The sequence below is a fragment of the Burkholderia sp. BCC0405 genome (assembly GCF_902833075.1).
Lineage (GTDB): Bacteria > Pseudomonadota > Gammaproteobacteria > Burkholderiales > Burkholderiaceae > Burkholderia.
Map to the genome: position 1 here is coordinate 21,723 of NZ_CADFEO010000036.1, position 12,889 is coordinate 34,611.

Annotated in this window: 20 protein-coding genes and 1 pseudogene; 6 read left to right on the forward strand and 15 right to left on the reverse strand. The window is 58.5% G+C overall.

Features of this window, described 5'->3' with window-relative positions; genetic code table 11:
• The first annotated feature begins 1 nt into the window (after window position 1).
• The 5 genes from HWX36_RS35375 to HWX36_RS35395 are packed head-to-tail and all read left to right on the forward strand — an operon-like array spanning window position 2 to window position 4,516.
• Complete coding sequence (locus tag HWX36_RS35375; protein WP_175752320.1) at window positions 2–253, forward strand: hypothetical protein; 252 nt, start codon at window positions 2–4, stop codon at window positions 251–253.
• A gap of 4 nt (window positions 254–257) precedes the next feature.
• Window positions 258–1,346 (forward strand): DUF2169 domain-containing protein, encoded by a 1,089-nt coding sequence (locus HWX36_RS35380; protein WP_175958377.1) that lies wholly within the window; start codon window positions 258–260, stop codon window positions 1,344–1,346.
• A complete protein-coding gene (locus HWX36_RS35385) occupies window positions 1,343–2,467 on the forward strand; it encodes a beta-ketoacyl synthase (RefSeq protein ID WP_175958378.1) in 1,125 nt (374 codons plus the stop codon). Before HWX36_RS35380 ends, HWX36_RS35385 begins: the two co-directional genes overlap by 4 nt.
• On the forward strand, window positions 2,437–3,486 hold the full coding sequence (locus HWX36_RS35390) for a DUF4150 domain-containing protein (protein WP_175958379.1): 1,050 nt from the start codon (window positions 2,437–2,439) through the stop codon (window positions 3,484–3,486). The genes HWX36_RS35385 and HWX36_RS35390 overlap by 31 nt, the downstream gene beginning before the upstream one ends.
• 43 nt (window positions 3,487–3,529) lie before the next feature.
• Window positions 3,530–4,516 (forward strand): type VI immunity family protein, encoded by a 987-nt coding sequence (locus HWX36_RS35395; protein WP_175958380.1) that lies wholly within the window; start codon window positions 3,530–3,532, stop codon window positions 4,514–4,516.
• A 109-nt stretch (window positions 4,517–4,625) separates the two neighbouring features.
• On the opposite strand, the gene HWX36_RS35400 is transcribed toward HWX36_RS35395, so the two are convergent.
• The 15 genes from HWX36_RS35400 to HWX36_RS35470 all read right to left on the reverse strand — a co-directional run bounded on the left by HWX36_RS35400 (window position 4,626) and on the right by HWX36_RS35470 (window position 11,353).
• Window positions 4,626–4,928 carry an H-NS histone family protein gene (locus HWX36_RS35400; RefSeq protein WP_175958381.1) on the reverse strand — a complete coding sequence of 101 codons (303 nt, stop codon included), beginning with the start codon at window positions 4,926–4,928 and terminating at the stop codon, window positions 4,626–4,628.
• Window positions 4,929–5,098: 170 nt separating this feature from the next.
• Window positions 5,099–6,076, reverse strand: coding sequence for a DUF4238 domain-containing protein (locus HWX36_RS35405; RefSeq protein WP_175958382.1), 978 nt, complete (start codon window positions 6,074–6,076; stop codon window positions 5,099–5,101).
• A 339-nt stretch (window positions 6,077–6,415) separates the two neighbouring features.
• A complete protein-coding gene (locus tag HWX36_RS35410; RefSeq protein WP_175958383.1) occupies window positions 6,416–6,961 on the reverse strand; it encodes a hypothetical protein in 546 nt (181 codons plus the stop codon).
• A 343-nt stretch (window positions 6,962–7,304) separates the two neighbouring features.
• Window positions 7,305–7,559 (reverse strand): hypothetical protein, encoded by a 255-nt coding sequence (locus tag HWX36_RS35415; protein ID WP_175958384.1) that lies wholly within the window; start codon window positions 7,557–7,559, stop codon window positions 7,305–7,307.
• 2 nt (window positions 7,560–7,561) lie between these two features.
• Window positions 7,562–7,786, reverse strand: a complete 225-nt coding sequence (locus tag HWX36_RS35420) for a hypothetical protein (RefSeq protein WP_175958385.1) — start codon at window positions 7,784–7,786, stop codon at window positions 7,562–7,564.
• Window positions 7,787–7,800: 14 nt separating this feature from the next.
• Window positions 7,801–7,983, reverse strand: a complete 183-nt coding sequence (locus tag HWX36_RS35425; RefSeq protein ID WP_175958386.1) for a hypothetical protein — start codon at window positions 7,981–7,983, stop codon at window positions 7,801–7,803.
• Window positions 7,984–8,007: 24 nt separating this feature from the next.
• Window positions 8,008–8,571 carry a GNAT family N-acetyltransferase gene (locus HWX36_RS35430; protein ID WP_175958387.1) on the reverse strand — a complete coding sequence of 188 codons (564 nt, stop codon included), beginning with the start codon at window positions 8,569–8,571 and terminating at the stop codon, window positions 8,008–8,010.
• Between the two features lie 159 nt (window positions 8,572–8,730).
• On the reverse strand, window positions 8,731–8,994 hold the full coding sequence (locus HWX36_RS35435) for a hypothetical protein (RefSeq protein WP_175958388.1): 264 nt from the start codon (window positions 8,992–8,994) through the stop codon (window positions 8,731–8,733).
• A complete protein-coding gene (locus HWX36_RS35440; protein ID WP_175958389.1) occupies window positions 8,972–9,184 on the reverse strand; it encodes a hypothetical protein in 213 nt (70 codons plus the stop codon). Before HWX36_RS35440 ends, HWX36_RS35435 begins: the two co-directional genes overlap by 23 nt.
• A 138-nt stretch (window positions 9,185–9,322) precedes the next feature.
• Window positions 9,323–9,565, reverse strand: coding sequence for a hypothetical protein (locus HWX36_RS35445; protein ID WP_175958390.1), 243 nt, complete (start codon window positions 9,563–9,565; stop codon window positions 9,323–9,325).
• 48 nt (window positions 9,566–9,613) lie between these two features.
• Window positions 9,614–9,919 carry a hypothetical protein gene (locus HWX36_RS35450; RefSeq protein WP_175958391.1) on the reverse strand — a complete coding sequence of 102 codons (306 nt, stop codon included), beginning with the start codon at window positions 9,917–9,919 and terminating at the stop codon, window positions 9,614–9,616.
• 302 nt (window positions 9,920–10,221) lie between these two features.
• Window positions 10,222–10,512: a hypothetical protein gene (locus HWX36_RS35455; protein ID WP_175958392.1), complete on the reverse strand. Its 291-nt coding sequence runs from the start codon at window positions 10,510–10,512 to the stop codon at window positions 10,222–10,224.
• 9 nt (window positions 10,513–10,521) lie between these two features.
• The gene (locus tag HWX36_RS35460; RefSeq protein WP_175958393.1) at window positions 10,522–10,746 is read right to left on the reverse strand and encodes a hypothetical protein; all 225 of its coding nucleotides are present in this window, start codon (window positions 10,744–10,746) and stop codon (window positions 10,522–10,524) included.
• An 11-nt stretch (window positions 10,747–10,757) separates the two neighbouring features.
• Window positions 10,758–11,108, reverse strand: a complete 351-nt coding sequence (locus tag HWX36_RS35465; RefSeq protein ID WP_175958394.1) for a type II toxin-antitoxin system ChpB family toxin — start codon at window positions 11,106–11,108, stop codon at window positions 10,758–10,760.
• A complete protein-coding gene (locus HWX36_RS35470; protein WP_175958395.1) occupies window positions 11,102–11,353 on the reverse strand; it encodes an AbrB/MazE/SpoVT family DNA-binding domain-containing protein in 252 nt (83 codons plus the stop codon). The genes HWX36_RS35465 and HWX36_RS35470 overlap by 7 nt, the downstream gene beginning before the upstream one ends.
• A 201-nt stretch (window positions 11,354–11,554) precedes the next feature.
• Here HWX36_RS35470 and HWX36_RS35475 point away from each other — a divergent pair.
• A pseudogene (locus HWX36_RS35475) lies at window positions 11,555–12,473 on the forward strand (SOS response-associated peptidase family protein).
• Window positions 12,474–12,889 lie beyond the last annotated feature (416 nt).

The window sequence follows — 12,889 nt, forward strand, 5'->3', positions numbered from 1 at the left end:
CATGAATCACGAAATTGAATGTCTTCTGCCGCCGGATACGTCAGCGGCGGACCCGGAGAGCGCGGCCGCCGAGCCGCCGGCGGCTATTGAGGACGAACTTGTGTTCGAGGCGAAGCAAAAAATCACGCTGCGATGCGGGAAGGCAAGCATCACGCTCTATCCGAACGGCAAAATCGCGCTGCGCGGCGAGTACATCGTGAGCGACGCGGCCGGTGTGAACCGGATCGCCGGCGGCCAGATCGAATTGAACTGACGGTATGTGGCGCGTCGATAACTGGACACCATTCGTCGCAGACCGGACTTGGGTACGAGATCCGGATGGCGCGGAGGTGTGGGTGGTCGCCGTGAAGGCGACGTACAGCATCCTGCCCGACGGGAACGTCGAGCTCGCTAGCGAACAGTTGCCCCTGAACCAGGGTCCCGTGCCGGCCGACGGGCGCGCAGGTTTGCTCTACGACACTGATCTTGGGCCACCCAAGCTGGCAACTGACATCGTGCTGAACGGCTCTGCGTGGGCGCCCAATGGCGAACCCGTTCGCACGCTGCGCGCGGGCTTCCAGATTGGCGCGACAAGCCACTTCGCGACCGTGCACGGCGATCGCTACTGGGAGCGCAAGCTCTGGTCCTGGCGCCCCAGCGAGGCGGCGGCGTTCGTGAGCATGCCGCTCGTCTATGAGCGTGCGTTCGGTGGTGACATGCCGGAACTGCCGCCCGCGAGCCAAAATCCCGTCGGACGGGGTTACTTGCCCGACACGGAGGGGCGCGTCTGGTTACCGAATATCGAATCTGTGACGCAGCCGATTCGCAATCGGAACGACATGCCCCCAACAACGGGCTTCGGCGTACTTCCCGCGCACTGGCCGGCGAGGTTGCAGCATGGGGGTACTTACGACGACGCCTGGCGGAACACGCGGCACCCGCTCCCGCCGGAAGACCTTGATCCCCGGTTCTGGCAGATCGCCCCGCTCGAACAGCAGGTCAACGGCCGCCTGTCTGGCGGCGAAGCCGTAACGCTGCTCAACGTGACTCCGCCGCAGTTTGCGTCTGGCGGCCGTTTGACCTTCCGCTTGCCGAAAGTCTCCCTCGTATGTGAGACGCGCTTTTACGACGGCACACGGGAGTACTCTCGTCCGGTGATACACACGGTCATTCTCGAGCCGGACGAGCTTCGCGTCTGCGTGGTGTACCACATGGCGTTGCCATGTCACGAGAAGGTCAACTTGTTGGAGCAAACCCGCGTGACGATGAAACGGCGGCCGCTCGATAAGGCATGGCTGGCCATCTTCGGCGATGTCCGGCGAGTAGCCGAGGCGAGCCCTGAATCGGACACGGAGCAACCCGCATGAACAGTACGCCGGTGATCGTGGCCGCGTCGTGCATATTTCCGTCCGGTCCTCGTATCGAGCTCGCCGACACCGCAGTGCGCGCGCAGCTCGCCCAGCTCCAGCGCCATCCCGATTACGTTGACGGCGCCGGCGAGCCGGTCCGCGGTAGTTTTTTCCCTGGCGAACACCCATTCGATTCGGCGCGGTGGGGTGCGCTCGCGCGCGAGGCGCTCGAGCAAGCGATGCTCGATCCGCTTCGGCGGGGGCACGACAGTTTGCGAGGCCGGGCACGTTGGCTTTGGATCGTGCTTCCGGAAACCGCGCGACGTCCTGGCCTGCCGACGGACGTCGTCGAGACGGTGAGGGCATCGGTCCAGGACGTAGCGGGAACGTGGACAGAGATTGTGATCCGGAAGGGCGGCCATGCTGCGGGTGTCGCCGCGATCGAAGAGGCGGTCGAGAGGCTCGAGGCAGACCCGAGCGCGCTGGCCGTCGTGCTCGGCGTCGAGTCGGGATTGAGTCACGACGCCTTGATGTGGCTCGACGCGCGATCGCTTCTGCATGGCGCGCATCGTGCGTATCGCGGTCGTTTTCGGGTAGAGCCGTACGGCCGAGTGCCGGGCGAAGGTGCGGCCGCGATCGCGTTATCCGGGCGATTGGCGTCGGGCGGAAAAAGTTGGGCTCGGTTGCTCGGTGTTGCCCTCGCGCACGAACCACACACCTATGACTCGGGGAAGGTGTGCGTCGGGGTGGGCCTATCCCAAGCCGTCCGAGCTGCGCTCGAACAGGGGCGGGAATTCAGCGCCGACCGGATCGGCTGGATTTCGGTCGACCTGAACGGTGAGCCGTATCGGGCGGATCAGTTCGGCTTCACGGCGCTTCGGCTGGCCGATGCGCTCGCCCCGGGCTGGCAGCGAGTCGTACCCGCGCTGGCCAGCGGCGATCTAGCGTCCGCTAGCGCGGTCGCGCATGTTGCATTGGCCGCCTACGGAATGTCACGACGCCCACGTCAGGCGAATCACCTCGTTTTATCCAGTTCCGATGATCCGCTACGCGGTGCAGTGCTCATCGGCCCCACCGATCCCTCGCCCCCGTGGCAGGAGAGCCGCTCATGGCGATCACCATCAACGTCAACGGCCTGACCCTTTGCCACCGCGGCAGCGGTGGCGTCAGCGACAACACCTTGCCGGACGTCTGCAAGACGCCGGGCAATGGCGTGCCGGTGCCTTATCAGAACGAGGCGCATTCTCGCGACCTGGTGAAGGGCACAACGTCGGTGTTCGCCGACGGCGGGAATATGGTCGCGAACTACCGCAGCCAGTTTTCGAAGAGCATTTTCGACGAGGCTGGCTCGATGGGCGGCGTCGTCTCGGGCACGCACCTTGCTGAAACCGACTGGATCACACATTCCTTCGACGTGAAATTCGAAGGCAAGGCGGCCTGCAGGTTGACCGACAAGCTGTTCATGAACCATCGAAACACGGTCAACATGGCGGGGCTGAAACAACGCGATCTGCCGCAAGATGAACAGGATCTGCTCGATGAGCTTTGCCAGATGGCGTGCGACTGCTTGAAGGAGTGGAAGGGGAAGTTGCCGCCCGGTAAGACCTACCAGGACTGTGTGCGCAAGAAGATCGATGACAAGTATTACGATGGGAATGGCCATCCGAAGCCAGACGCAAAAGTATGGCGCGAGATTCCGTACGATCGAGGTAGCGGGTGGGACCTGATCGGCAGCAAGGGCAATCCGGATATACCGACGTCGAACTACATTCGGCCGAATTCGCGACGTCTCGACATTGCCCCGGTCGAGAACGGAAAAGTTACCAAGCTGTATGATATGAAGTTCGAGGGAGATAAGCTTTCGGAGCAAGCCGAAAGAGACTATCAACGGATCGCGAAAAAGCATACGGGCGATCCCGACAACTTCGAAGAGTTTCGCGTAGACGAGCGCTGTAATTGTGATGACGATTGGCCACCGCCCAAGACTGTGCCTGTTACAGCGCCGGCCCCCCAGGAAAAGGGGTTGATGGACAAAATCGGTGATGCGTTGTTCTCAACGACAGGAATTCGATTGACCGGCGCCGCGTTGCTGGCCTACGTGATTGTCTCCGAAGGTAGTCGGGCATTCCCTCCGCGAAATGCGGTGCCGATCCCATGACTTTGCCGCAGCATGCGGTTCAACTTCTTGCAGAGACGAAACGATGGAACCATCTCAGCTTGTGGCAGATTTGCTCGAATCGCATGGCGGTCCGTGCGCATTGGACGAACTCTATCTTCCGTATGCGAGTGCAGATTCTGGACCGGCTGCCAAGTTTGGTCTGGGATGCGAACTATATATTTCGGACGTTGATCGGAGCACACTCCGCGAGCGTGCCCTCGAATTCTTAATTGACTACCACCGGATGTTTCCCGATCAAGTTGACCAGGTACTTCCGAGAGACGCACGCAGGACTGTCAAATTCTCGAACGATCTTGAGGCCCGGGTTCGTGCTGAGTATGCGCGCGATCCTGCCGATACAGGATATAGCACGGCACTGTTTGGTGCGGTTGACATCGGTCTGACGAAGGATGATATCGAACCGTATCAGGCGCACGTATTGGTTAGCCGAAGCGATGAGCAAGAGCTGTCTTGTGTGTCCAGCTACATGCCAGTATGCGCAAGTGGTCGACCCAATTTCGCGGTGATGCTAGCGGCGGTTTTGAGATGGAGTGCCTTGCTTCGTCCCGTGCACGGGACGGCTGGCCTCACCTTGATCTATGCGTCCGGTATGTCGCAGAACACGAAATACGCGTTGCCGTTGATGAAACGCTTCCCTGGATTCGACTATATTGGCGGCGTCAATTTTTCGATGGAAGCGGAGAGTGTCCACAACCGCATTAAGTGCGTGAACTGGCTGACGGTGCTGGGCGACGAAATTGTGACGGAGCTGGGCGGCGCCGGCCCGATGCGTGCTGCGCTCGAGCCGACGTGCAAGATCCACGAGTATCCTGGCGGCGTAGTGATCCAGGCAGGGGAGGATCCGCAGCTTGGGGACGCGACGCGAGGAGACATCCCCGAGGCGTATCGGATGGTCGCGAGATACACGAAGCCGGTGCGATTTGAAGCGTATTCCAGCCGCCTTTTTCGTGTGCCGGACAACCTCGACAAGAAAGAGGAGACCTTGCGCTGGATCCGGCGATTTGACTAACGAGCGCTTTCGGGGCGGGCGCGGGGTGGGAGCCTGACCGCGCCCGCAGTCGGACCAACGCTCACGTTGGCTGCGGTGGACGACCAGAAACGCTCACGCGCTCGGCTTCTTACTCAGCGTCCGGGATCAAAAACTTGTCGCGATTCCTCGCGCTCGCAATCCATTGAGGTGCTTTGCCACGGCCGCTCCACGTCGCGCCGGACTTCGGATCGCGATACTTCGGCGCAATCGGCGCGCGAGGGCTCGCTGCAACGGCGCGACGTCGACCGAAAAGCTGTTCGGGTGTGATGCCGTATTCGGAAATCTGTTCTCGCATCGTCGTGATGATGCTGTCCAGTTCTGCGAGTCGTGCTTCTTCGGCCTGCCGAGCCAACGCGTCAGCCTGAGCTTTCAATTCGAGATAAGTTGCCATGAGCTTTGAATTCCGTGGTTGAATTATGAGGGATTAGACTAGTCCGCAAACTCGGTCGGGTCAATCTATTGCTGGCTTATTCGCAAACATCGTCGATTGCCGGGGCCGTTCACGATAGTCTTAGTGGTGAATTGGAAGGAGAGGGGTCACGGGCTCGCGCAGGCCGGCAGTCAACCTTGCGCTCCGGAATGGGACGCCACTAGAAGATCCAGTTGTCGTTTGCTCGTCGAGTACACGTCACGGTCTGAGTTCGATAGAGTGATCCCATTCAAAACTAAGACCTCCTCCTCCGTAACGATTTCTCGTAGGTTCAAAGTTCTTCGGGTGGTCGCATTTCGAGACATAAACATTGCAAGTTTCGGGCTCAGTGCAACAAAGCCATGTTGATGGATTGAGCCGTCCACTGTACCCGATTCAAGGATTGCCGGCGTACTGGAAGTCACAAGATCCATGCCGGACTTGTTTAATCCGATCGTAATGCAGGCATTCGAGGTCTGTGCTTCCGATGCGTTGCGTATCGCGTCGATAAACAGCATGATTTTTATAATAACCTCTACCTGTTGGTCATTGAGCTTCAGCTCGCCACTTTCTCGTACCAAATGTACGGTTTCAACATACGCTAACAACGCTTTCCGGGCCGCGAAGGTTCTGGCATGTTGGATAAAGAAGAAGCCAAGGAGGTCGAGGTATTTTTCGAGCGTGTCTATCTTCAGATGCTCCTTTAAAGCTCCTGAGCAATTGACGATGCCGTCAATCGTCTCACCGTACTTGGTTTCGAATTGCTCGTACTGGTTCTCGAGATAGTTGTTTTCTATGATATCCAACTTGTCGTGTCCGTCAAGACGTCGCTCGCGGTAGTCATGGATACAGCGCAACAGCCGCATTTGTTCCATCGTCACGCGAACAAATGGATCTTCCATGTGCTCGGCGTATCGATACTCGAGCGTGTCTAGAATGTCTTGGTCAACAAATGCGGCATAGAAGTGCTTTACCTGTCCAACTCCGTTTAGATCAGTGACAGGAAATATATTGCCGTTGTCCTTGTTATGTGCCCAAAGGGCGAGGTTTTTCCCAATCCTAGAGACTTGCCAATTCTTTAGATGGGCCTTGCCAACATAGTGCTGATTGATTTTCTTCTCGGTATACATGGATAATTTTCGGATCCTGGCGTATGTGTGGGGAGCAGAGTAAGCCGTCGGCGTGGTGTTGCTCACCACGCAGGCCGACGCTTGGCAGCCGAGGGGGGCGTGTCACTGGATCGCGCGCTCGCTGGCGTGCATCCGATGCAGCTGACACGTTGCGAACGTGCCGAGTATCGTCAGAAGTCGGGGTGATGTTGGATCGCCAATGCGCCGGCAACTCAGACATCACTTCCCCTTTTTAATTGATTTCTATGAATCGTGATGCTTAACACATCAATCCGATCGACGGATCGACGGAGTGCCAACAGGGATCGCCATCCAGCCGAGGACGTACTTCCTCGGTGATCAGTGATTCGGGCATAGGTACGTCGAGAACCTGGAAAAATACGCGCGCAGTAACAGCGAGGTCGCATAACACGCGAAACCTATCCGGGCGACGTGGATCTCTGCACCATCAGCCGTGAAGTGCGCTGCCGAGCTACTTGCCACGCGGAGAGATTCAATCCAGATGCGTCTCATCTCGGCGGGCGGGATGCCCTGGGATTTGAGGATCTCGATCGCTATATCGACTTTGACGGGAGGAAGCTCGAACTTTGAGATCGTCAGGGCGTATTCCTTGTTGGCAAGGTCGTGATTGTCGAGCTTAATCCCTACGAAGTTCAACAACGTTCGGTTTGCAATCAGCCCGGCATCGAGGACGATGCCAAGCAAAGTATCCGATTCTGGAAATCCGAGACTAACAGCCCCGAGATCGACGCTCGTTGGAGTTGGCTCGTCGATATGTCGCTTCAGAGCCGCGTAGCACGCGTGAACGCATACTTCGAGCGCCGCCATGCGCTGGGGCACGTACTCCATCTTGTAGATGTTCGGTTCAAACGGGCGCAATCCCATAAATGACCCCTCATTTTACATAATATGTACTAGCAATTTTTTGTTTGCTGGTATGTTCCGGGCTATTGCGTCTTCCTTGCCGTTACAGTCGCGCAGGGGCCGGGCCGTGCTTATCGAGCAACGCATGAACTGTCGCGTCATCAGGACTGCGCCATTCTTCGCTGTGAGACTGATGCGCGCTATAACCGCTATTCTCGTCAATGTAGCGCACGGTGAGCACGCGATCAGCGGGGGCATCAACTACGTCTCGCCTAAAATCTGTTCTCTCGCTTCCGCGAATCCACCCGGCAGGAGTGAGGTGCCATTCAGTCCATTCGTAACTTGCGCTCATTTCTGTCTTCCGTCACTGAAACGATTCGTGCAGCCGCCCTCGCTCGGCGATATCGTCAGCAGAAAGTTGCTGCACGTTTTCTCCGTCGATCAGCCACAGAGTTCCGTCGGCGAGGCGCGCGGTTAGCACGCCTTCACGACCCAGCACTGCGAAACTACGCGTGGCCGCCGCGACTTCGGCGGCGGCTGGATTGATCCTTCGGATGGCGGCGTCGGCCACTTCGATCCACCGTCTGTTTGGCTGTAGCAAATTCATCACCTTTTCCATGCTCAATGTGGTTTCTTCAGAACTGCTGCACGATACCGCGATCGCAGCAGCAGATCCGGAACTGGAGCGAGCACCTCCGCCATGAATTGAAGCTCGACACACGCGTCGACGCCATGCTTGGGTGCAGCGCGATCGAATGCCGCGCGCGCCACCGCCAATTGCGTCTTGTCGCCAAAGGCGACCGCGCGAATCGCCGCGCGCTCATCCTCGCTCAGAAAAGATTCCATATTTTTCCATTGTGTCAGGTCGATTCAACGACGACGATATTGACGTCGGCTACGCGGATGCGCAGCCGTCCAGCTACCGCGCCCTTCGCTCGCATCGCGAGGTCATATCCCTTGGCAGCATCAGCTACCCGGGCAACGAAATCGACGCGGCCGGCGACTGCCTTGTCGTGTTGAGTTGCCACGTAGATGTCGCACACCGCAGTTCGTTCAATCACGTTTCCCTAGATTTGCTTGTACGGGTCCCGATTGCCGAACTGATCGAAACCGAATAGTCGAGCGCCATCCTCGGAGAACTGAGGATGAACGCAAGCGTCGGGAGCGTCAGATAATACCTCTGCAAGTAAGACGCGTGCAATGCCTCTACCCCGGCTGGAGGGTTCCACATACACGGTGTGAATCACTTTCTTACACCCGACCTCAAACCGCTTTTGCACTCCATGGATCTCATGGACGACTTTCAACTCCACAACACCCGTGATCGGCGAGTTCGCATCGTCTCGGTATAGATATCTCAGCGCATAACGTACACAAGTGGGAATGCCGGGCCACTCGCTCACGCTCGCGGTATGTGAGCCACACGCGACGTCCACGCACGCGGAACGCATTTGCACGCCATTTGCTTGTGCGATTTCTATTATGCGCCAATCGATACCTTCGTCGCCATATTCATCCGGTTCTCGAAGGAGTTCGCCAAGCTCATATGGCCCGCCCAGATAGAACTTCCCCTCCAGTGCAGACGGGATGGCAATTATGGATTGCCGATCAAGCGGCGTCACAACCTTCATGCTTTGGGATTTTTCAGTGAGAAAAGTACATCACCATCGAGAAGACGAAGGTCAGAACAACGACAACGGACCAAAACAGTTGCCATCCCGGACTTGAGCGATTTATCGCTTCTGCCAGGTGACTTTTTCTTTTGTATTTTCGACGAGCCATGTGTCTTCCTAGCTCAGCTCGTACTTGTCGAGCAGTTCGAGTTTGCGCATTTCCTTGCGGCGTCGCTCTTGTCGCGATTCCTCGGTCGGAACGATGTCGCGCTTTGCGGCCAGGGTTGCATCGTAGCGCTCGATTTCCGCCACGAGAGCTACGAGTTCCTTCAGTTCAGCTTTGGCTCTGGTGAACATGTCGTTGCCTTTTTCCTGTCTTTCGTTGTTTCCAGTGTCGGCCGCGCCAACGAATCTCGATTCAAACCAGGCTGACGGCAACACCGGCTTTCTCGACATCCGCCAAGGTCGCGAAGTAGGTCGCCTCATGGCACACAAAGCCGGCCGCATCTATTACATCGACGCCGGTATGGCTGCCACGATCGACAACGTTGCAAGCAAGTCCCGGCCCCGGAGTCGCCACTCGGCGGGTATCCCCGTTCCAGTCCACAAAATATCCGTTCGTCGCCTGCATGTCGCTTTTCCAGTTTTCCTATCGAACAGTGCCGTTCTTGCAGTGACTGCACCACACCCCTTTGCTTGCGCTGAATATCGCCGAGCGTCCGCAATGCTGGCAGCGGATCGTGATTGCTCCGAGGTACATCGTATATTCCTACAGTTGGTGGTTCGCGAGCCACATCAGCGCGCCATTGCGCTCGCTACCCGCGATGGTCGTCCACGTGCGGCCTTGTTCGTCGATCGCTATGCAGCCGGGTCGCCAATGCTCAGGGTTGCGCAATTGGTTCACCCAGCCCTGAACCGCACCTTCGAAAAAAACCACGACGCCACCTTTACCAACAAGCGCTTCCTCCTCGCGATAGCGACGCGCGTCGTCGATCATAGTTTTCGCATCCATCGTCGTGTTTTCCAGTGCCGGCTATGTCGGGGAATTTTCCGATCTGCTTTACTCAAGGTTGGCATGCTGAATCGGCCCCAGGCCGAACAGCGAGAGAAGCCAGCGATGAACGCCGTTAGACAATACGCCGAAACCCAGGCACGTCGAGGCGGCGACTGGTGCAATGCAGAGCATCGCCAGAAAGTTCAGTTGACCGGCAGGCGAAGTTGCGACGGCAACTCCGACGATCACGATGCCGAACACCATGAGAATCCAGATAGCACCAGTGGCGACCACACAAACAGCGCGGGAAAGCAGTTCGCTCCGCGACATGCCGCTATGCGACGTTGAGTCAGTTTGGCTCATGTTTTTCATCGCCCAATTTTCCCGATTCATCCACGTGGAGTTTTTCCTAGTCCTGCGCCCGCGATGAGTTCCGCGCGCTTGTGATCGCTCTGTCGGCCAGCTCTCGGTGTGAGTGGTCGTCAAGATCGGGGTTCGTGTCTATGGCCTGCGCAACCCACAAGTCATAACGCGCGATCGCATCACTCTCGGTCCAGCCTTGGCTGACATGCTGACGAACAAAGTCCGCTTTTGCCCTCTTGTCGCTACGGGGCAGCGAGCCTCCAGTCGACGAGTAAACCGTGGGAATGAAGCGCATCGTAGTTCCTGCTTTCCTACCTGTTCACGACCGCGCCGAGCTTAGCCTGGGACTTCAGGACGAGTCGCGTAAAGTGCTGATAGCGTTCGGTTCGCCGCTGATATTCCGTCATGCCAAAAACGACGAGCGTCGCCATCGACAGAGGAAACAGCTTGCGATAGCCCCATGCGATCCTCTTGTGTGTCCGCATCCCAACGCGCTCGATGACCGCGAGCGAAAAGTCGCAATCCATTTCGACCTTCTCAATGAACCTTGCGAGCTTCGCGTTCAGTTCCTCGGGCGATCGCGCCGTCGTGTCGAAATCCATTTCGTTTTCCTATCTAATCTCGCGATACATCGCTGGCCCGCCGATGAGACCCACTGTCGCGAGCTGTTTTTGCCCATAGTTGCGTGATTCCTTGCGAACCTCGTACCCGTCTTCGTCGCGATGGACTCGTTCGATATGAACAGCCACAGTCGCCACTTCATTGCGCACAGCCGCAAGATCCCGCATCGTCATGTCATCAGGCAGCGACCGCAAGCACTCCAACAACGTCGCCATTTTGCGTTTTCCTACTCGATTATCGTTTGCAGCCGAGCCAGCGCATCTTCGACCACCTCGGCCGGAGCCCGCTCGATCTTGCGTGCACCCCGCGCGTCCAGATCGAGCATCCGGACCATGTTCACCAAGGCCACGCCCTGCGTCTCGGTGCCCGAGCCTGAGAGCGGCACGGCGAATCCTGCGAAGCGCGCAAACTCCCCACCCTGCGTGATCGGCGCAACGAGCGCCACCCCCAACGCATTGAATGCGGCGGGAGACAGCACGAGCGCAGGACGGAAATCGCCCTGCTGCTCGCGGCCGATGGTCGGGTTCAGGCTCACGCGCACAATGTCGCCCCGATCAAACTTGACCCGCCTCACCATGCTTCACGACCTACCGGCTTGATCTCACCCCATGCAGCCATGTCCGCGGGGAAAGGCGCGTTCGCGTCGCACTGAGCGACCAGATCGTCCAGTGCGTACTTACGGCGCGCGGGGGTCAGTAATACGCCGTCCGGGCGCACGTCGGCGTTTAGGGAGCCGCCGACCGAGGCGTGCATCTGCTCGAGTAACACGGCGGGGAGCCGCACCGCCGCACTGTTGCCCCATTTCTGAATTTTGAGTTCCATCGTGTCTCTCCGAATGTTGATCCATTGTAGAAACAGCACCTCGATGCGTCAAGAGAAATGTATCTACTTTGGATCTACGTATGGCGAGGGGGAGCGCTCCGCGTGCATGTCAAGTTATCGGCTAGACGAGGCCAATCCTGAATGGCTCCAGTGAGGCAAGTTGCGGTACGCTCGTCTGCAACGGCTTTCATGGGGGCGACGATGTGCTACTCAGCCAAGATCCAAGCCAACTATCGCGAGTACGTGCGGCGGTACGGCGCCGACATGGACATCGAGACGTTCCGCCGGCTGTATTTTGCGCGCGCGGCAGCCACGAACATCCGGATTCCGAAGGCGCTCGACGCGGCTTTCCTCGAGGCGCCTATCAGTGACGACATCACGACGGCGATCGCGGACTATCAGCAGCGCCGCGTGGCCGAGCTCGAGGCCGATCTTTTCGCGCAGCGAGCGCGGCTCGTCGCGGCGGAACGCAAGCTGCGGGTGAAAGTCACGAAGTCTGCCAGCGAGGACGTCCGGATCTCCACCGACAAAATTGCCGCTGCTCAACGTGGCCTCGAAGATATCCGCCGGCGTGAGCTGAAGGACAACGATGCTCGGATCTTCCCGGGCTGGTACGCCCCCGTGCTGATCGAGCTCGACGGCAAGCGCCTGATCGTACCGATGCGATATAGATGCCGATTGCCGGGCTGGACCGAGGCTGACGAACGCGCGAAGCCCGGAGCATATAACGCCCGCGCCGACGCGCTCCACACCGCCTGACGCAAGGTCTTCGGCTTCACGCACGGCCTGATACTGGTCGACGCGTTTTTCGAAAACGTCGACCGCGATGGCAAAAAAGGTGGTCCTGCGGTTCGACCCGACACCCTCGCAGCCGATGCAGGTCGCCTGCTTGTGGACGCGTACCGAAATCCCGGGCGCGGATGACCTGTGGTCGTTCGCCGCGATCACGGACGATCCACCGCCGGAAGTGGCGGCTGCCGGACACGACAGGTGCATCGTGCCGATCAAATCCTCGAACGTCGACGCCTGGCTCACACCTGATCCATCCCGGCGCGCGCAGCTGCGCGAGATCCTGGCCGATCGCGAACGGCCCTACTACGAGCACCAGCTGGCGGCGTAAACGCGGGGGTTGGAGGGACGGTTACCTCTGGCATATACTGTATAAACATACAGGTGCGACCTGGAAGTCGCTATCGCAACTGTCTTGCCGATAGCAATCGGACAAGACCTGCTGTTCTGCCAGCAGTAGCCTACTCGATCGTGCGTCGCTGGTAACGGCGGGGTGCGGAGCATCGAGGACAACGATCGGGGCCGCAAGGCCTAACCCGAGCCGCGAGGCAAAGGTAACACCTGCAAGCGCCAATGCGGGAGCCGTGAGTGGAGCAGCCCCCTGAAACACCGGACACAGTCTCCCACTTAAAATTACGGGTAGGCATAAAGAGGTGGCCTCACTCGTTCGGACAGTTTTCTGAGATTTTTAAGTGGAGCGGCCGAGGCAATCATGCTGCCGATTTGATCGCAGGCAGCGTCGCGAAG